Source organism: Gillisella vitis, from assembly GCF_001541345.2.
GTDB lineage: Bacteria > Pseudomonadota > Alphaproteobacteria > Rhizobiales > Rhizobiaceae > Allorhizobium > Allorhizobium vitis.
Genome location: NZ_LMVL02000005.1, coordinates 438,888 through 457,892 on the forward strand (window position 1 = coordinate 438,888; position 19,005 = coordinate 457,892).

Sequence of the window (19,005 nt, forward strand, 5' to 3'; positions counted from 1 at the left end):
AAAAACCCCGAATTACCTATGCTTTGTACTATATACTACCATAAGTTAAGCCGTTATGAAAATTTCAACAAATTCCGTCGTCAATGTTGAACGGTAACTATCTGAAATACATTGCAAATGCAGCCGTTGCGCTGCCTCTTGCGGCGCTTCCGGTGAAGACCCAGGCGGCTGAATTCACGGCTGGCATCGTTGTCACGAAAATGGCGGAAGCCGACCGCTATCCCTTTATATCAGGCATTGTCGAGGGACTGGCCTATGCCCGTTACAAGAAAGACGCCGACGACACCAAGGGCATGAAATGTATCTACACCTGGTTTTATGAAACCAAAAGCCGCACGGAAGAAATACTCGAAACTTTCAAGAAATTTCCTGACTATACGGCAGGCGCTGTGATGGCGGCTATGGCGGAGAAGGAGTGCGGGGCCTGATGGAAATGACGCCGCTTCGCTCATATCGCGAGGAATTTGCCAAACGTGCCGAGTGGCGGCGTGATGACGAACTGCGTCTCGATCAAATTAAGCAAAAAGACGAAAAGGATAAGAAGGCCGAACGGGAACACAATGCCGAAGAAGAGGCAATGCTCGATATGGTGGCCGTCGTCATGGCAACGGAAACAGAGATTGCCGCATTCGAAGTGGAACTCGATGCTTACGATGCTGCAACCGTTGAAGCTCTGATGGACAATGAAGAGCGATTAACCGCAGTTCGTGAGGAACTGAAGGTTCTGCTTGATCAAGCCTATGTGCTTCCTGACGGTCGCCGCGTTTTCAAGACAGAAGACGGCACGCGCGTATTCGATGAACGCGGCGTCGAGGTGAAAGACTTTGATCCCGACATGATCGAGGATTGGCGCCCCGATTGGGAGAAATATCAGAACCCATTTGAGCGCGAATCCGACTTGGTGAAGCAGCGCGAGGACATTCTTGAGTTCCAGAAACTGCAAGACGACATTCGCGCAGAGACGCAGAATGCCAAAGAGGATGGCGGCATGAGCCGCGAGCGCCTCGAAGAGCTCAAAGCAAAACTGGCCGAAGAGGCCCCAGATGCCGTTAGGGCGAAGATGGATAGAGACGGTCCGAGACAGGATGCCGAGCTGCCAGCCACACCGAAACCGGAAACAACCTTCCGCCCCGTCGGAAAGCTGGACATGCCAGCGCTTTAGGCCCCGTTGTCGAGTTGACTAGGCAGAGTACTCAAGGCGTCACTCCTGCAAGCTTGATGACGACAACCAAAAAATGGGGTTTTTGTTCATCTCAACCGGCAATTGGGGTGAGCTATGATTCTGTCTATTATGCCAAATTGCACAGAGATATTATGGTTGGCTTGAAATAACTGTCCGCACTAAGAGCAGCGTGCCGATAAATTCTACCAATTGTTTATAGTCGACGCGGCGTTGAAGTGTCTTCTGTGGCACTATTGAATGATTATGGCTGGATAAGATTGCTTGCAAAGGGATTTTTGGTTGCATTCCTGAAGCCAAATCAGGCATAAATGGTGCATTAACCATGGCAAGAATATTCTTGCGGGTTTTCGCGCTACCGTAGTATTTTATTTCAGCGGTATGCCGGTGCGCTTGTCGGTGTGGAAGGACCCTTAACGCGAGAGAGATGTGTGGCAGATTTAGATAAAGGGACGCTCGCGGCTGAATTGCGTAGCGCCGTTAAAGAAATTCTAGATGTTTCTCACCCGTCTCGACATGATCTTGTCGATAAGATCATCGCGGAAGTTTACGCCGATGAGGTGGTGATGGAAATCCAGGCTACTGCGCACACGCGCAAACTCAGGTCCCGAACTGGGCCCACGCAACCCTAATAGGCGCATCCAAGAAGGTTAAGCCGAAAAGTATTGTTGAGGCTACGATATAAAGTAGCCATATAACAGCGCGCGTGTTTCGACAACTATCCCTTCCGACGTGGTTTCTGGTGTTCCAGTGCTTTTCAAGTTCTGTAATCCAAAAATCCGCATTTGCACTTTCGAATAAGTTTTCAATCTTTATTCTGATTTTTTCTTTATTCTGCTCCTGAGTCCATTCAATGTTGCTTGCAATAGCCTTCGCATATCCGCTTGAGGCGCGATTGTGCTCCGCAAGATATTGAATTTTCAAAAACGCATCAGCAACGCACGCCCCAACGAACGCATGCCGGTTGGGATACTCCCGCACAATCCGAGGCGTTCTAAGATCGAAAATTATATTCGCGATTAAAAAACACAATCCTGCAATATAAAGTAAGAGCATATTTGTGGGCGTTGGGAGTTCAACAGCCGTGTATCTCTCAACAAAGCGAGCCACAGTCTGATACAATGGCACGACGATTACCATTGCAGAAACAGCAAATGGGACGCCGGTTGTGCGAGTACGCCGAAGTTGGGACCAACTCGGCAGGTACCGCAAATAACGACGACGAACCCAGAACGGTATTCCCATGATGTTTCGTCTTTTAAAGTGTAGCCACAATCTTCGAAACTAATTCTGCGTCAGAGAAAGGCTGCTCCCGACTTGCCGCAAAAAAGTTATCTTCACGGTCGGTGACGACTTGTTCGATTTCGCGAGAAATAGAACGGGCCAATCCCTTAATCTTTTCCCGATCAACCTTTTGCTGTGCGAGGCGGGGCAAAACAATCTCCAGTAACTGAGTCACGTCTTTCTCAGTACGTCGCCTGAAAATTGAACGCCGCCGACTCACCGATTTCTTCGGATACTCGTAGCGAATTGTATCACTCATCGAGAATACCACTTTCCACAATGCGCCTGATAACTTCAGGATTTCCTCTGTTGCGGAATCTATTTTCAAGATTCTTCCGCTGAATTCTTTTTATCTCATCTCTCTCAATGGCTTTGGCCAGAAGCGAATTTTGGGAAACGCGCTTGTCGAAGTTCAGTTTCTTCTTCACTTCCTCGATCATTTCGACAACTTCTTCAAGCTTCATTCATTTCCCTCCGTACCCCCATTTGGTATGAGAGCATTTTTTCCTCATCACACACTATATACGTGCGTCACCCAGTTGTCGTAAATATCTGTCGGCGGAATTATTTGTATTCAGTACGCACGGCACAAAATCTGCAAACAATCTAGTCACAACACTCGATTTGGTTTCAAGATTTACGATCGTTCAAGTGAGCATGGGGTCAACCTGGCAACATATCATCGGCGTTAGATGGAGGCGTTTTCCTCGTTAAGATTGCTCAAACCTGCGCGCCCGGATGATCCGGGGGCGCGGCTCGGTATTCGCTAACGTTGACCAGTCCGGTTGGTCTTCCTGGTTGAGATAGAGGCGCAAGGTGTCCCGATGCCGTGTCATGGCGACGTAGGTCAATGGTTCATCCATGCTGCGTGATGCAAGGACGTAAGAGTGGTCAACTGTCGCACCTTGTGACTTGTGAATGGTCACAGCATAGCCGTGATCGAAATGGCGATAGCGGTCAGGGTCGATCGTGACGCGGCGCGTGGTATCACCATCGAGGCGCACGGCGATGTGGTTGGCATCCGCCGTTTCCACCGTACCAAGCATGCCGTTCTTGACGTCGAGTTCTTTATCGTTGCGGGTGAACACGATGCGATCTCCCGGAGCGAAGGCACGAGGACCGGTTTCGGTGGCAAAGATCGTGTCCCGTTCCATGTCGGCTGACAGACGCAAGGCACGCCGTATTGCCTGATTGAGCGCAAACACATCCTTGCGCCGATGCGCAAAGGCCAGTTGTGTTGACGACGGGCCACCCATTTCCCGATCCTTGATATAGTCCTCCAGCAACGCGGTAAGTGCGGCTTCTTGGCCCGCGCTTCGATGGACGCAGGCATCGGCATCATAGGCTTTGAGCGCTTCCTGAATTCGTCCTTCGGCAAGATCGCGGGAGGCATGTCTCTGCCACGCCTCTTTTTGCCGATGTATCTGTTCGAGCCTTGCGGCACCATGACTCTCTATCAGATCGCGGAAGGGTGCCCCGGCCTCGATTGGCTGTAATTGTCCGGGGTCGCCGATCAGCACCAGCTTGGCGCCAACTTTCCGCAGCTTGGTCGTGATGCGCATCATCTGCCGCGTGCCGACCATCCCGGCTTCATCGATCACCAGAACATCACCCTTGGCAATTGGCTCGTATCCATTTTTCCAACTGGTTTCCAGCGAAGCCAGCGTGCGGCTTTCAATACCAGATGCGTTGCGCAATCCTTCCGCCGCCTTGCCTGACAGTGCGGCCCCATGCACTCGTATGCCTTGGCGCGTCCAGGCATTGTGCGCGGTTTCCAGCATCACGCTCTTGCCTGATCCGGCAAGGCCGACCACGCAGGAAAACTTATCGTCGCCGAGAATCTGCCGTAGCGCCGTGCGTTGTTCGTCGCTCAGAAGAGCGCCAAAGCGATCCTGCAATCGCTTGTCCTGTTCCTGCATGGATTGTTCGATGTGATGTGCGCCGACAGCAAAGCCGCCGGATGCCGCCATCGCTTTCGCATCGGTTTCCAGCTTCTGCCCGGTGTCGCGGTAGTCGCGGGTGGTGAAATCACCGTTCTCCAATCGGACCAGTTCCGGCGAGACCAATGCCGTGTCGATCGCAGAACGCAACAGCAGGGGATCGTCGATGAATTCCGTTAGCGCTCGCTTGATGTCGAGATCGCGGAAGGATGCCTTCTTGTGTGACAGATGCATCAGGATAAGGTCGGGCTTCTCAGCCAGTTGCGCCCGCGTGAACGGTGCGGCGTCGTTCGGCAGGAGGAGCCTTTGCCGTCTGTCGGGCCGCACGGCCTCCAGGAAAATCTCATCCAGTGCCTTGGAAAGATCGAGCGCGTTTTTACGGCTCTCCAGCAACCGGCGATCGGCCAGATGTCGGTCGATCAATTCCTGCCGCTCGGCGCGGTCGCGCGTAGCACAAGCGGCAGCCTCACGCGCCAACTCGCCCAGTAACCGTTCATAGCTGCCATTCAATCGTGCCCAGGCGGCTCTGAGGCCGCGCGGCATCCGCGCTTTGCGGGCAAGAGTTTCAGCAACAAGGCGGCGCTCCTGAGCCGCAATGAGTGCATCCCGTTCTTGCCGCTGGCTTTCGACCAGGCGCTGGAGACTTTCCGCGAACTCGCGGCTGGTGGGGATGACCTTGGTTTTCGGGTCCGCCAGGGGCAGCCCTTCGAACAGCTTTACCGCATCTTCCACCGAGGGCAAATCATTGGGTTCGCCGAGCCGGGCACGCAAGTCCTTGGGCTTGACCCCGCACCAGCGGGATAAGGACCAAATCTTGCCATCGGCATCGACCGCCACGAAACCGCGTTGGTCGCCATGCGCGAGGCAATATCCCTCAGTCCAAAGCGCTGCCGCGAAGCCCGCGCGTGAATCGGATTGCTCCCAGCATTTCTTGAACAGGGCTTTGATGGCAGCCGGATCGTGTGCCGCTCGTTTTGCCTGTCCAGCCTCAGCACGGGAATAGTTGAGCGGATCACGCCGGGCATGATCCAGAAACCCTTCGGGCATCGACCAGCCATGATCACGATAGAGGGTGATCGAGATGTCCATAAGTTTGCGCTTGCTATGCGCCATGTTGATCGCCCGCATGTGGGCGGGATCGATGCGCGACCAGACACAGTGGGCATGGCGGCGACCATGTTTCTCATGGAAAATGATCGCACGCGGCTGACCGGCAAGGCCGAGCTTCGCTTCGATCCGGCCAATGGCGTCCTCGAATTCTTCCACCGTAACCTTCGCGCCCGGCGGCGGGTTTAGGGAAACGGAAAACAGGTATTTTCGGCACTGTGTCCCTTGCGCGATTGCCTCGCTTTCCGCGAAGGCTCCCGCCAGATCATCAGCAATAAAGCCTTCGACGGCATGAACAGTCACATGATCATTGTCGCGCGTGTTCAAGAGGTGCCGCGCCAATTCGGCTCCAAATCCCCGCTCATTGCCTTCGAGGATCATCGTTCTTGCCCCAACGCGGCCATCAGCAGTGTGCGCAGTGACAGGATGTAGCCATAAGCCTCTTCGATCTTCGCCCGTTCGCGATCCTCGATGACCAAAGCACCGATATTGGCCTGGTGGGCCAGTTGGTTGAGGTTGCTCGCCATTCGCGACTGCCCAAGCAGGGCAAGCGCTTCGGCTATCGCCTTTTTGTCGGCGACCGCCGAGCCTGGACGGCGCTTGCGGCGTTTCTCCTCCTTTGCGAACAGACAGGCCCGGATATAGGTGCTGAGCGTCATGGCGTCAGCCATCTCTTCCAGTTGGGCGCGTTCAGCCTCAGTCAGCCGGATAGTGACCGGAATAGTCTTTCGGCGGGGCGAAGTTGCCGGACGCACGGATTGCGAAAACTCCGCCTTTAGCGGCTTGGCCGCTTTATCGTCGCGCTTACCGCCGCTCATTGGGACGGCCCTGACCGGTGCGGGCCTCTACGGTTGCAAGAGGCTAAACTGGCGGGTTTTGCGGGTTCGTCGCCCCGCACCGCAGCCTCGAACTCTCGAAGCCTGTCAGTAATTTCCGGGGAAGCCTTGAGTTGGCTCGCCCAATTCTCTAGTTCTTCCAAGACCGAAAAGACTGGTGCGGTTTCTAGGTTGGTCCCGTCAACTGCACCATCAATATCTTTGGTGTATTGAAATCCTAGAGAGTTGGTGCGGCCCCTAACGAATTTCCCTGGAGCCGGTCTTAGGGGGCGGATGCCCCGTAACAACTTTCCCCGGCCGCATTCGTGACTTGAAACTGCAAAATCGTCTAAATCGTAAAGCCAACTGATTCAGCCCCCCAATCAGGCTCGGAAAGGTCCAGAAGCGGCCCGATGTTGCGACCGACAAACTGAACGGCAGGAAAGCCGTTTTCCAAAAGGTAGCTTGCGGCATCGTCGTCGCCGTTCAACGCCTTCCGCAACTGCCTTTCCGGAGCCCCGTCGAAGTAACCCAGCTCCAAGTCCCGTCCCTCTTGGCCGAGGTAAATCATCGATCTGACTAGGAGATCGTAAGCGGCGCGGTAAACCTTCAAAGGCGCAGTCAAAACCTGACTTTCTTCCGCCAAGCCGTTTTGTGCCAGGCTGGCGAAACCTTGTCGCACGCTGTTGGTGGGCTTGACCTCGAACCGAACGAAGTCCGAATTTCGCTTAAGCGTTTGGCCGATTGGCCGGTCGAAGGCGAGCGCTCCAAATTCTGGATCACTGAGTACGAGCGCAATTCGGAATGTGCTGACTTCGTCGTCGTCGATCTCATCGTAAACCTGTGTGACGTAAGCACCCTCGAAATAGAGGTCCTGATCGTGATTTACGATGAGCGCTTCTTCGCGACCAAAATGAATGTAGATTGTTTCATCACCAGGAAGCACCAGATTGCGCAGGCTGAACGCCGAGATGTCGTTCTTAGCTAGCTTCGGGAGCAAAGCCGATACGTCGAAGATTGAGCACTCGTCGCCGTATAAAACGGGCTCTGCTATCATTTCAAAGACATTTATCCGGCCCTTCATGTCCGCGATTTGTTCGTCGGTTGCGCCCGACACCTCAGCGGTCTGGACCCAGCGAGCCATAACGCTGCGCTGGCGGGCCAGCTTGGGATCGGACAATTGGATGTTTTTCTCAATGGCAGCTTTTGTTTGAGCGGAGCGTTCGTATCCCGCTGCCGAGATGAAAAGGATGCGTACGGGGTGTGGTAGGTAGTCCATTGGGTGTCCTCTGGCTTTTTTCCAAAGGTTTCGCCGATCACTGCAAGCGACAAACTCGCGTGACGTTCTGCGTATCAGGTGCCCCACGGAGGCAAGGAGCGTGTAACTAGAAAGTTGCACGCCGATGCTGCAACGGAATGAGTGATAGCTGCTGCTTATCATGCGGGCTCGCTTGGTGAGAAATTGGAGCGAACTGGAGCATATCGATACCCACCAAACCTTTGGCGGTGACCATGGTTTGGGCGAGGTCATGGCTTCAATTCCTACCGGCAGCATCGGTCGACACTGCTTCAGCTCCCGGATCGGTTGTCTTTTTTGGTGCGGTCCGTTAGGTTTGTCCCTATAGCACCTGCCCGTGGTCAAAAGTGCCGTTATCGCTGGCCCCGAACGAAATCATGTCCAACGTTTAGGTCGGCAGACACCTTACTTCCCAAACCCAAACCTTTGAGAGCCCCAGTGACTATGGCCCTTTGGTTTGTCGCTGTGAACGCTGCTGTGTGCCACCCGATCCGATAGTTTTGGCCAACTTCCAATTAATGTTGCTGGACGCACGGTGAGCTTCCGACCAGCATGCGTTTGTTAGCACGCTAATCTGCTCTACAACTGGGGAATGTTGTATCCCATCGACTTGCATTGGAAAGTCAGCAGCTCAAAGTTCTTGTGCGTGATGTGAAGCCGGTTAAGTTCGTCACCATCTCGCAAGACGATGTAGGTTTCACCATTTTGGCGGAGTTGAAAACGTACCTTGTCCTGCTGCCACTCGTTGAGAAGATCACCCTCTTCCTCAGAAGGGTGTTTGTTCTGCAGCAGCGGAATGCGAAACCGAGCCCTACTTTCATCGGTCATCCAATTATAAAGAATCTGCAAGTCCAGCGGTCGACGGCTGTCAGCAGCATTCACAAGCTCCGGATTCGTTTCGCCTGGGGGGAACCAAAGCGTGACCGGCATCCCCTCTCGAACCAGTGCGTCGATCAAAGGTTTGAAGTCATTATCACCGGTAAGTAGTGATGCCTGGTTGCATATTGTGCCGGAAGGTGTGGGTCAGCATGTCGACTGCGATCATGACATCCACTTTCTTCTGCTCCAATCTACCCTGGCCCTTGTTTTTCCGGCGATGAGCATCGCCCTCATAAACATGAACACCATCAACAGCGGCCGCCCGCTCCAGCAGGGTACGTTGGTCTTTAGTTCGCTCCAGGTAGACGGATTCGGCCTCGTCGCGCTCCCTGATTGGCAGGGCGTCGTAGTAGAATAGGCGATTGTATCCGATGGCCATGTTTTTAAGGTCGAACTCGAAGTGCTGTTCAAGAAAAAAACGGCGTGACAGGTTCCTCGTGTAGCCCGTCAGCGATGCTGCATCCACGAACATGTATGTGATTGTTGATGAACCAGCGTATCCGGTGTTCCAGTACATTCTCTCTCTCAGACGATACCGACAATCTTAGCAATTGGGGCCAAAAGGTATTTACAGACGGGGCTTAATCCTTTCGGGAACGTTATACGCCTGAACTGTAATCGTGATCTCCCTATTCGCATCATCCCTGTGACCGAACAGATAGGTCCAACTGGTCTCCGAGCGCCTTCTGGTCATTTTCTTAAAGTTTGGGTGGCTTGGCGTAGATTCCTCGATCTTAGCAAGAACCCCGCTGAAATCTTTGTTCCGGTTGAACACAAGAACGGCTGCCTTCGTGTCCCGCCAACTCAAATAGGAAAGGACCTGGTCCAAGGTTGAGAGATATCCCTTTTCGCCAGTCCAGAACTTGCACTCAGCAACAAAGATGTTCCTTCCGTCAACCTTGATCAGGATGTCGGACTTGCCCTCGTAATTAAAGGTTTCTGCCGTCGCGTCGCCAGCGTATTGGCCATTGAGCTGAACCAGGAAATGGGTCCGTAAACTCTCCTCATCTATTTCACGAAATGCACCCGGGCTTTGCTCCATAACCCCGACCATATTCTCCAGGACCGAGAGAATATGGTCGTAGTCGTCACCGGTGAGGATAGGCTCTGGTTTGAACGGTTCACGAGAAGCCACGGGCTTGGGGACGTTTGGCCGGATGACGCGGCGCACTGACGATGCGGCGAACGTCTGACCCGCGCCGGGGCGCTCCTTCATCTTAAATCCCAGGCCTGCGACGAGCGACTTGTCCTTGAGAAGTTTCTCTTTGCGGCGCTCAATCGCCTGTGTTGCGAGGCCTTCCAGGCTCGTGTTGTAAGATTTCGCATCGTTCGCTAGCCATCCGAGATGCTCGTTGATAGAGCTGACGACGCGGTCGATTTCCTGCCTCACCCGTTCTGCAGTTAAATCGATCCCCGTGATCGAAAATGAAACGACCCCCTCGCCGACGGCAGCCATGGGATTGTTAAAATTTCGGGTCGAAGGCTGGCTATCAAAGCCGATCTTATTGCCGGTGAACGGAATTTCCACATCGACCGCTGTACCCGCGATGTAGAATGCCTGGGACCGATCACGTATATACCTGTTATGGTCTCGGCTAATGTCGACCTGCGTCTCACGCTGATCGACAACAATATTGTCAGGGTAAATCTTCGGCACCTCGAAGGTCATATCGTTGGCGTAGTATCTCGCAAGGTCAGTGGTCGACGTATTGAGCAATTCATCGCCATTCATCCGCTCAATGGATTCCGAGAGTTGCTTTTTCCATTGCTCTTGGGTCGTGAACCAATCACCCTTGTTGAAGAGATGCTCCACTGTTCCACTTCGACGACCGCGCATTGATCCATGTCTCCCAACTCTAACCCATACATCAGTAGTATATTAGCGGAAACGCATTGGAAATGTGCATGATGGTCGAGTTATTCACAATATAATTTACAGCAGTTTCTAATCTAGATATTAATAATTTTAATATATTCTATTTATATTTATTTCAAAAATCGCGACGCTAGCCGATAAGCGACCGCTCATCCTGGGGCTTTGTAACCGATCTTCAGTTCACGCCCCGTTAGGCTTTCCTCTCGTGGGAGTGTTTCCATTGCCTCCAAGCATATGTGTGTCGAGCACAGCTTTGGCGAAGCAGATGCTATCAGACGCGGCACTCACAGTCGTCGAGATTGACCTGTAAGCCGACATTGTCGGAAGCCATATGTGAAAAGGCTGGCGAACGCCTCCGACCAAATACCGCTTGATGGTCGATTTGCTGGAACAGATTGAGAGATGTTGAACGTAAGGCCTAGTCTCCCAGAGGACCGCCACCTTTAAGGATTTCCCGAGCTTGGTCCGAGATTTTCTGCGGACGAAGTTCAACGACAAAATGGTCGTCGCCATTTCGAACGATAATTTTCCCGGCAGTTCGGACCATTTCAAAGAAGCGTTTAAGCTCCTCATCACCATCTTTGATCGTAAGGATTTTCGTCGAATTAATTTCTGTCAACACCGCTATCCTAGTGACCGGTCATTTAAGATTATTTCCTTTTGGAAAACCTTCAAGGTGAAGTTCAAGCAGCTCAGCATCTGATATCAGTTAGACCTCCACCTGCCGCTATTAATGCGACCTTCGAATTAGATTATTCGAAGTTACTTCATTCTTAAATATACCTATTTTGAGGCGATGAAAAGGGCTCTTCAATCATGGGTCGAGATAGGCAGATTCTGCCGTTTAGTCGCGTCCCAGTTAGTTTTTTGTTAGGCTTTGGTTAAGTTCTGTGAGGCGTTTGTCGCCGGTTAACGCCGCGATCTTGATGGCCGGTTACACTTTGTTAAACATATTCCCTCAGTTTCCGTGATCAGTTGCCACCGAGTGGAAGCCGATGACGAATGGATTTTTGCTCGACACCTGCGTGTTGAGCGAGACTAGCAGGAGCAGGCCGAATCCATCCGTGGTTCAATTTATTGAAACCGCGCCTAATCTTTCCATCCCTGTGGCGGCTCTCATGGAGTTTCAGTTAGGGATAACTGAACTTTGCGCTCGTGCCCCGGCAAAGGCCGTCAGATTAACGGCTTGGTATCAAGCCCTTTTGTCTGCAGGGCTGCCAATCATCGAAACATGCAAGAACGTAGCAGAAGTTTGGGGCATACTGGCTGCTGAGCCTCGGCTTAAAAATCTGATGATCGCAAGACCTGAGGCCAAGAAGCCAAGAAACGGTCAAGACCTCCATATCGCAGCGGCATCCATCGTCAGCCAGATACCTATCGCGACGTTCAATGTGAGAGACTTCCTACTCATCGATAGCTGTTATCAGCTGCCTGGGGTCTTTAATCCCCTGGAGAACAGATGGTACGCACAATCCGTTCTTAAACAATCGGAAGCACCGCCCACCGGAGCTTGCTCGCCAAGGTAAGCGCATAAAACGTCCGCTTACATTTGGTAATATTTCTCTGCTCGTCGCGATAATCGCTGAGGGGAATATTCCGAATACTCTCGACTCCTAATTGCATCCGTGCTTGTTTATGTGCGGGGCATACAGGGGGTAACATTGACTGTTTTTAGATCGCGGACCCTTGGGGTCCTGTTGTTGTCTTGCGCGTTGTCGGCGTGCACGACTTCCCAAGAAGCGTTTAAAGCCAATCCGAAATCAATCGATAAACCCACACTTTGCCGGACCTACTTGCAGAGCCAAAATCCCCGGTTCCAACAGGATATCCTGATGGAACTCAGCCGACGAAGTGTCCAGGCGTATGACTGCCCTGAGATCGTTCAGAAGCAGGATGCCGCCGCCACCGCAATAGTCGCGGTAGCGCTTATCGGGACAGCGGTCGCCGTGTGTGCGAACAATAATTGCGGTGGCGCATATGCTCCCCCTTCACGAGGGTACCGTGGCAACTGCCAATACAACTGGCAATACGATGCCGCTGGCAACAGATGCGGCAACAGAAGCGCCACGGCAAGGCCAGGTGGATACTAGGTCGACCATTGGCATTTTGGAGGCAGTGAACGGCCCTATTCAATGAGCGGACCGTTTCAACCACAAACATTTTACGGAGCCCATCGGGAGCCATTATGCCATGAGGCCGAGAAACGCGGCCACGCTGGGCAAGACGAGCCAGCTGTGGTTGAGTGACTAACAAATTTGATCTCGTGCAAGCCCGCCATGGTCCATATAGTCTAATGCTGAAGCTCAATAGTCTTTGAATGAAGCATTATGTATGCTTCCTCCTTCACCATCGAAAGCAAATACAGGATAAAAGTGAAATTAGTGTCGCTCCGGTCCTCGGAGATCAGAGATATTAGATAATTAATTTCACTTGCAACCTCTATTATAGTAGTTTTTTGCTCATCTAAATCACGCATAAGAGAGAATGCTTTCTTTTACTGAACCGATAGACTGAAGCGGATAGCGGCGAGACAAATCGCCGGTTTCGCTTGTCCTCTGGGGACTGCGGTCAAGTAGACTGCCTTCGATGCCGTATAACTGATGATGCGTGCGCAGCGCGGAAACAAGAGGCGTCGCACAAATTGGGACGACTAGGCTTTCGGCGTATACTGACGGAGCGGCCAATGGCTGAACGTTCCATCCGGTAGAAATCAGCAAATGCATTAGCTTTGGATGGGTCTCAACGATCAGCGCTTCTATTCCGGACGCCAGGCAAAACTCCAATACTCCTGTGAGAAGGATATTGGACGCAGAAATTCCGTCTATCGTAACATTTTGCTCTGCCACGCATCGTGTCCACTCGTACACGGACTCTCCGACAGGATAGGGGTTCCCAGAAGCGATCTCAGGATATACGTGTGACAGCAAATGAGGCTTCATCGTTGGCAGCAGTCGGCTGTACCCAACGACCTCTTCGTTTTTGCAAAGCACAAGATGAACGGCGTCATCGTGATCAAACTGATCGCGCTCCATGCCGTCAGGTCTTCTCAATGCGTTCCATCCAAATCGCTCGACGAAATGCTTATGTCGAAAACGCCATACATCTTCGGCTAAATCTTCGAATTGAATTTGTACCCCAGAAAAATATCTCAGCATCGTGGCCCCCTGTTATGTCAGCCACAATTCCAGAAGTTAGAAGGCCTGACGATAGGCAGAACTGCCTATTTTTAACGGATAATTCCAACACGAATTGCTTCGGCAACGAGTTGGGCGCGGTTTACGCAGTTCAGCTTACGCTGTGCGTTGTGAAGCTCATGTTGGACGGTCTTTTCAGAACGTCCGAGGATTACACCGATCTCCCAGTTTGTTTTGCCTTCAGCGCACCATTGAATTACGTCGCGTTCGTGTAGGGTGACGTTCGTTATCGATGATGTTTTATGTGATTTTCTGGTGGGCAATAATAGCCGAATTCGATTATGGGCATATATTGCGATAATCTGTAAGACGCCGCGCAGCTCCGGGGATAAGTCGATTTTCCCGCTACCAGCAAACGTCACAAGAGCTTGAAACCCTCCGGTCAAATGCAATGGCACGCAAAATCCATCGCGCATCCGAAATTCGGAGGCTTCGTTCATGAGCCTCCTGGCTTTTGGGTTGAGGGGGCGGCTTTCAAGCACTTCTGACCAAATGAAGGCATCGTCAGAAGTTTTTGCTCTGTATATGACAGGATCGACGTGGACATATTTCTCCACTACGTACCGGTCGAACCACTCTTCAGGCCAACCATTCAAAAGGACATATGGATCGATGTTCTCGTTTGGAAGAGGAATACCTGAAATAGCGAAATTTTCAAATCCAAATGCGGTTGCAACACTATTTATTTTAGACATTAGTTCACTATGATTGTTTGAATGATTTATTGAAGTAATAAAATCAAACATGAGATTGGCGGCCTGCGCGTTGCCGTTAAAATTCATAAAAAAACCCTCGCGATTATACCGGCGGCCAATTGGCCAATTTAATCAACCGGCCACAACCTATACGATATAGTCAAGATATTTTATAGTATCCACAGCAAATTTGAGGGTTTTGTATTTTTGCTAAAATTTGATCTTGAAGCGGTAGGGAAAATTCAGCTTACGCGGCTTTGCGAAGCTCCGTAAGTTTCTGGAATTCCGAAAGAATGTCAGGATAAAATTGAGCAAGAAATCGCACAACGCGAGCGTTGCTCATTACTCGTGACAAATAACCAATCGAAAGAACTAGGTCGAGGTGATCCTTTCCATAGTCGCTCTCGATTGCCTTGAATTCTCGTTCAAGAGATGCCGCCTCCTGCTCCAAACGGGCAATCTGTTCCTCATTTAAGCCCTGTATCTTCTTCTTTGGCCGGATGAGCATGGAATCTGGGGTGGCCGTAACAAGAGACTGAGCATATGTGATTGAATATTTGTTCATGGCAATCATCAACTGAGAAGCCTCGATTTGGCGCATCGGCTTCATTTTCTTCAACTCGGCAATTGTATTGAGAGGCACATGTTTTTCTTTGAGCAGATCAACTGCTTCGGGACACATGCCCTCAAGAAGGTTTCGTTTATGACGAATACTGTTGATATTGACATTCAGGGCGCGAGCCAGCCGTTCTTCAGGCACACCTTTCTCTATGGCATTCAAGATCATCTTATGTTCTTGAATCGTTGCCAGACGGCTTATTCGTCGATTGTATGTGTAAGCTTCATCTTCTGTAGCTACCAGGCACACAACCTCTTTTTCACCGCGTTTTGAAAGAACCTCAATTCGAATATGCCCATCCAGCAAGTGAAACTTGTCTGGATTACGTCGATCACGGATCACGATTGGAGGCTCAATGATTCCAATTTCCGCAATAGAGGCCGCTATCTTCGCATATTTCACTGATTTGAGTATCGATGGGCTGAGTTGCTTTAGCGGCTGTATCTCGACGATGGGAATACGAAGGCTAGTGTCTTCAAAAGAAAGGCGTACCGCGCTGGAATTCATCGTTTCCCTCCTGTCTTACTGTTGAGCCTGGATGCCAGCTCGTCAGGAAGCGACGTCAGGCCTTCTTCAAGGAGCAACGCTGAGAAACGGTCGTCGCGCAGCAATTTATCAATGGCCTGAGTTACGAAAGTCAGCCTTGCCTTCGCCGCTTCAGCCCTGCGGATCAGGATACGTTTTCTATCGACGTCGTCTTGAAACGTTTGAAGAAGCCGTTCCGATGACATCGGTCTTGGCTTTGTAATGCCATTAATCCTCAAACCTTTACCTTGCTGGCGTCTCTGCTCCACCAGTCGCTTGGCGGTCATCAGTTTCTTGCCTCGAAGCAGCTTCCGTTCGTATGCGGATTGCAAAGCGGCTTGAATGTCGTGATCTTCCGCCTCGGCAATATCAAGGGCGACGCTGAAGGGAATTTGCCCGACCTCTACCGCCCGCAACAATCTCTCTTCTCCTTGCTCCAAGAGCCGAATGACGGCGTAGACGTACTCGGTCGATAAATCAGTCATCAGGGCTATCTTGGCGACGGTATGGCCTCGCTTTTTCATCTCTCCTATATCTCGGAGGAGATCGACGGACCGATGTTGGCGTCTGGCGCAATTTTCCACCAAGCTTGCAATCAGGCAATCTTCGGCGTTTGCGCTCACCACCAGTGCAGGGACCGTTTCTTGTCCTAAGGCCTTAAACGCTTCAAGGCGACCCTGGCCGCAAACGAGGTCGTAATATGGCCCGCTGGCCTCCATACGGCGGGTAACGGTGATCGGGCGTTTAAGTCCAATCTGCCCGATATTATCGATGATTTCTTTGAACTGCTTCTTGTTTCTAAGGCGTGGATTTACAACGGTGATCCGGCTGATGGGGATCATTTCAACCTTCTGTGCGGGAATAGCAACCATTACCTCATCTCCGACAATGACCTTCTAGCGGCTAGGCCATAAAAGCTAGTCAAGGATTTGACGCGATAAGCGTCGAATGAAAGTTCGTTGAATTCGCATAGCCGCAGCACTGCATCGTGCATGTCCAGCAAGGGAAGAAGGTAGTAGTCTAGCGGGGCGGAATTTCCTTGAGCCATCCGCACTACGACCGTAATGTCAGGTGTTAGAGCAGTATCCAGTCGAACCTTCCACCGAAGTCCACCTGCCTGCGTCTCGATGCACCGTGAAACCACGACAGATGCATTAAACTCATCGTTGATGGTGAGAAGATCGTTTTCAGCTGATTGCCTGACGGCACCTCCGACGGCACGAATTCCGTCCATGATTTGTGAAATGAACGTTGGGTGCATCCGGCGCAAAGCGCGGTTGATTTCTAGATACCGATAATCGTGATCTGGAACGAAGCCGACAAGAGCATACGCCCTTAAAAGGCTTCCAAAACGAGAGGAATAGGAGCTACTCGACGGACACTCCTCTGCCTCGTCAATAATTAATCCAGAGAGATATCCCTGCTTAGCGAAGATGTCTGCGAGCTTCGCAAGCATCACTTCGTCAGAGAGCCGCTCGTCCCTGACTGCGATGATGGATCGCGCTCGCTGAAATAGTTCGTGAGAGACGATGCCAGGAAAAGCCCCATCAGATCGCACCCAGTCGCGTTCATCATTTCTAACATGATTTTGTTTGAGCTTGAAAGAAGTACGACCCCAAACATTATTTCCTATGTATTTCTCATTGATCAGAATCTGATGCACTGTTCCTCTCGTCCATGGTCGTCTGAGATCGGTCAGAATGCCCTGACTGTTGAGGTACGAAGCAATTTCTGTCTCGGTTCGTCGCTCTGTTACAAAGAGTTGGTATATTTGCTGAACAATCAAAATTTCCGGCTGCGGCCCAGGGACGAGAACCACGCGGTCAGTAGCGATACTTTTATGCTCGCCTCTTGAGAGTTCCCCTTTGGGGTTTCCATGTTGATCGATGAGTTGACGACGAAGACCGAAGCCGGGGGCTCCTCCCTGGCGATACCCGAGGCGGATCAAGTTCGCCTGACCGTTAAACACCTTGACCGATAGTTCACGGCTGTACTCGCCAGCCATAGCTCGTTTTACGGTCTTTATAATTGATGAGCCGATGCTTCCGTCGTTTTCGAACTGCTCGGCGCAATAATGGACGTGGATGCCTTTGCGTTTGCAACGTAGCTCTACTTCAGCGGCTTCATCTGGGTCCTGAAATCTGCCCCAGCGGCTCACGTCATAGACAAGAATAGCTTGAAAAGGGGCGCGCCCTTCGTCGACATCTGACAGCAACTGCTGAATTGCATCTCTCCCGACTAGCCGAAGACCACTTTTTCCTTCGTCCGCATACTGGCGAACAATCTCGTAGCCGTTTTTCTCGGCGTACCGGCGGATGGAAGTGATCTGGTTGTCAGTCGAATATTTCTGATGTTCGGTTGACATCCGAACATATGTTGCGACCGGAATTTTAGGTCGGCCCGGTGGGCTATTTTCTCCGCCGCTTTTGTTCCAATCGATAACCATCATGCATCAACAGTTCATCCTTTGGCCACGTTGGTGACCGTTATATCTCGAAAGGAGGTGCAACATGGTTCCGATTACAGGCACCCCGGTGCACCGAGCCCATGCTAAAATGCAGCGGATGTACGCCGCCTGCATCGCTACCGCTTTGAAAGGCGAACTGGGAAAGAGCGCCCGAGCCGCAAAAACGATTATGCGGTGGACAGGTGTAAGTGAGCGGACAGCGAAATACTGGCTGGCAGGCGCAAAAGCGCCAAGTGGCTGGCAGCTCATTTTACTGGCCAGGAACTCTGACGCCATTATGCAAGAGTTCCTGCGTCTAAGTAATCGCGACCTTTATAAGGTTTCGATTGAACTTGAGGCGGCTGAGGCTGCTTTGGCGCGTGCCGCAGCAATCGTGCACGCGTTGAAAGGGGGAACCCGGTGAAACAGCTTTAAGGTTACAGCGAAAAATTCCGCTGGGTTCGAAAACGCGAGCCGTCTCGCCAATGAGGGTCAGTCAGATGCGTCGTCTTTCGATAGTTTCTTATGCAGTTGAATAGCTTGAGGGCTGCGCAGAGCGGGGTCTTCACCATTCTCAACAGCGAGCACCATCCTGATGCGTTCTTCTTCGGCCATGCAACGGGCCTCTTCGTAGCCGTATTTGCTGACGTTGAATGTGCGGGTCAACTGGCGGCGGCGGCGCTTTCCCACAGGAACAGGTGTATCATCATCGAGGCCTAGTTCAATACGGGCCATCCAGCTGGCTGACTTACGGCCGCCGGTAGGTTCGATATAGTAGACGCCAGGCACGCTGCTCCCTTCGGAACGATTCTTGCGCACCAGCATGCGCATATCCTTGTTGGTCAATGGAGGCACGACCCTGAGCACCGCGTCACGATAAGCTTGTGCGACCTCCAGCGCCTGTTCCTTGCCACCGTAGGTGCCATCGCTAAACGTCATCTGAATTGTTTTTCCACCACGGGTCAGATGAACCAACCACGCATTCTGACGATGCCGGTTTGTGTCCACCCGATGGATCGCGTACATCGCCTCATCGTGGAAGCTACCTCCGTGGCCCGTATCGAACGGCATTGACGAGGCATTCTCGGAAGACTTTTTGCTTGTGCTTTTGGTCATTTCACGGCCCGGTCGAAATCCAATGGGATTTA

At 51.8% G+C, this 19,005-nt stretch carries 20 protein-coding genes; 4 read left to right on the top strand and 16 right to left on the bottom strand.

Annotation, left to right across the window (positions count from 1 at the left end):
* Positions 1-83: 83 nt before the first annotated feature.
* Positions 84-428, top strand: coding sequence for a hypothetical protein (locus tag ASB66_RS19400; protein ID WP_060718580.1), 345 nt, complete (start codon positions 84-86; stop codon positions 426-428).
* The gene (locus tag ASB66_RS19405; protein WP_060718579.1) at positions 428-1,162 is read left to right on the top strand and encodes a hypothetical protein; all 735 of its coding nucleotides are present in this window, start codon (positions 428-430) and stop codon (positions 1,160-1,162) included. Before ASB66_RS19400 ends, ASB66_RS19405 begins: the two co-directional genes overlap by 1 nt.
* A gap of 618 nt (positions 1,163-1,780) precedes the next feature.
* Here the strand turns inward: ASB66_RS19405 and ASB66_RS19410 are convergent.
* The 10 genes from ASB66_RS19410 to ASB66_RS26100 form a co-directional block, all read right to left on the bottom strand.
* Positions 1,781-2,425, bottom strand: a complete 645-nt coding sequence (locus ASB66_RS19410) for a hypothetical protein (protein ID WP_147274059.1) — start codon at positions 2,423-2,425, stop codon at positions 1,781-1,783.
* A gap of 13 nt (positions 2,426-2,438) precedes the next feature.
* Positions 2,439-2,723 (bottom strand): hypothetical protein, encoded by a 285-nt coding sequence (locus ASB66_RS19415; protein ID WP_060718577.1) that lies wholly within the window; start codon positions 2,721-2,723, stop codon positions 2,439-2,441.
* Positions 2,716-2,928, bottom strand: coding sequence for a hypothetical protein (locus ASB66_RS19420; protein WP_060718576.1), 213 nt, complete (start codon positions 2,926-2,928; stop codon positions 2,716-2,718). The genes ASB66_RS19415 and ASB66_RS19420 overlap by 8 nt, the downstream gene beginning before the upstream one ends.
* 246 nt (positions 2,929-3,174) lie before the next feature.
* On the bottom strand, positions 3,175-5,892 hold the full coding sequence (locus ASB66_RS19425) for an AAA family ATPase (protein WP_060718575.1): 2,718 nt from the start codon (positions 5,890-5,892) through the stop codon (positions 3,175-3,177).
* Positions 5,889-6,329, bottom strand: coding sequence for a plasmid mobilization protein (locus ASB66_RS19430; RefSeq protein ID WP_060718574.1), 441 nt, complete (start codon positions 6,327-6,329; stop codon positions 5,889-5,891). Before ASB66_RS19430 ends, ASB66_RS19425 begins: the two co-directional genes overlap by 4 nt.
* Before the next feature lie 346 nt (positions 6,330-6,675).
* Entirely contained in the window at positions 6,676-7,605 is a 930-nt protein-coding gene (locus ASB66_RS19435) for a hypothetical protein (RefSeq protein ID WP_060718573.1), read from the bottom strand.
* A 597-nt stretch (positions 7,606-8,202) separates the two neighbouring features.
* Positions 8,203-8,580 carry a hypothetical protein gene (locus ASB66_RS19440; RefSeq protein WP_156544706.1) on the bottom strand — a complete coding sequence of 126 codons (378 nt, stop codon included), beginning with the start codon at positions 8,578-8,580 and terminating at the stop codon, positions 8,203-8,205.
* A gap of 16 nt (positions 8,581-8,596) precedes the next feature.
* Complete coding sequence (locus ASB66_RS19445; protein ID WP_060718571.1) at positions 8,597-9,019, bottom strand: PIN domain-containing protein; 423 nt, start codon at positions 9,017-9,019, stop codon at positions 8,597-8,599.
* 51 nt (positions 9,020-9,070) lie between these two features.
* Positions 9,071-10,339, bottom strand: coding sequence for a hypothetical protein (locus tag ASB66_RS19450; protein ID WP_234613132.1), 1,269 nt, complete (start codon positions 10,337-10,339; stop codon positions 9,071-9,073).
* 457 nt (positions 10,340-10,796) lie between these two features.
* The gene (locus ASB66_RS26100; RefSeq protein ID WP_147274060.1) at positions 10,797-10,997 is read right to left on the bottom strand and encodes a hypothetical protein; all 201 of its coding nucleotides are present in this window, start codon (positions 10,995-10,997) and stop codon (positions 10,797-10,799) included.
* Positions 10,998-11,373: 376 nt separating this feature from the next.
* Here ASB66_RS26100 and ASB66_RS19465 point away from each other — a divergent pair, with 376 nt between their 5' ends.
* Entirely contained in the window at positions 11,374-11,904 is a 531-nt protein-coding gene (locus tag ASB66_RS19465; RefSeq protein WP_060718569.1) for a PIN domain-containing protein, read from the top strand.
* A 942-nt stretch (positions 11,905-12,846) separates the two neighbouring features.
* Here ASB66_RS19465 and ASB66_RS19480 read toward each other — a convergent pair.
* The 5 genes from ASB66_RS19480 to ASB66_RS19500 all read right to left on the bottom strand — a co-directional run bounded on the left by ASB66_RS19480 (position 12,847) and on the right by ASB66_RS19500 (position 17,857).
* On the bottom strand, positions 12,847-13,533 hold the full coding sequence (locus tag ASB66_RS19480; protein WP_081089082.1) for an acyl-homoserine-lactone synthase: 687 nt from the start codon (positions 13,531-13,533) through the stop codon (positions 12,847-12,849).
* A 71-nt stretch (positions 13,534-13,604) separates the two neighbouring features.
* Entirely contained in the window at positions 13,605-14,354 is a 750-nt protein-coding gene (locus ASB66_RS19485; RefSeq protein ID WP_060718566.1) for a helix-turn-helix transcriptional regulator, read from the bottom strand.
* A gap of 160 nt (positions 14,355-14,514) precedes the next feature.
* Positions 14,515-15,393, bottom strand: coding sequence for a plasmid partitioning protein RepB C-terminal domain-containing protein (locus tag ASB66_RS19490; protein ID WP_060718565.1), 879 nt, complete (start codon positions 15,391-15,393; stop codon positions 14,515-14,517).
* Positions 15,390-16,283 (bottom strand): plasmid partitioning protein RepB C-terminal domain-containing protein, encoded by an 894-nt coding sequence (locus tag ASB66_RS19495; RefSeq protein WP_060718564.1) that lies wholly within the window; start codon positions 16,281-16,283, stop codon positions 15,390-15,392. The genes ASB66_RS19490 and ASB66_RS19495 overlap by 4 nt, the downstream gene beginning before the upstream one ends.
* The gene (locus ASB66_RS19500; protein WP_060718867.1) at positions 16,283-17,857 is read right to left on the bottom strand and encodes a recombinase family protein; all 1,575 of its coding nucleotides are present in this window, start codon (positions 17,855-17,857) and stop codon (positions 16,283-16,285) included. The genes ASB66_RS19495 and ASB66_RS19500 overlap by 1 nt, the downstream gene beginning before the upstream one ends.
* Before the next feature lie 64 nt (positions 17,858-17,921).
* Between ASB66_RS19500 and ASB66_RS19505 the strand changes: the two genes are divergently transcribed.
* Positions 17,922-18,281 (top strand): hypothetical protein, encoded by a 360-nt coding sequence (locus ASB66_RS19505; protein ID WP_060718563.1) that lies wholly within the window; start codon positions 17,922-17,924, stop codon positions 18,279-18,281.
* A gap of 68 nt (positions 18,282-18,349) precedes the next feature.
* Here ASB66_RS19505 and ASB66_RS19510 read toward each other — a convergent pair whose 3' ends face one another.
* Complete coding sequence (locus ASB66_RS19510; RefSeq protein WP_060718562.1) at positions 18,350-18,973, bottom strand: AP2/ERF family transcription factor; 624 nt, start codon at positions 18,971-18,973, stop codon at positions 18,350-18,352.
* Between the last annotated feature and the right edge of the window lie 32 nt (positions 18,974-19,005).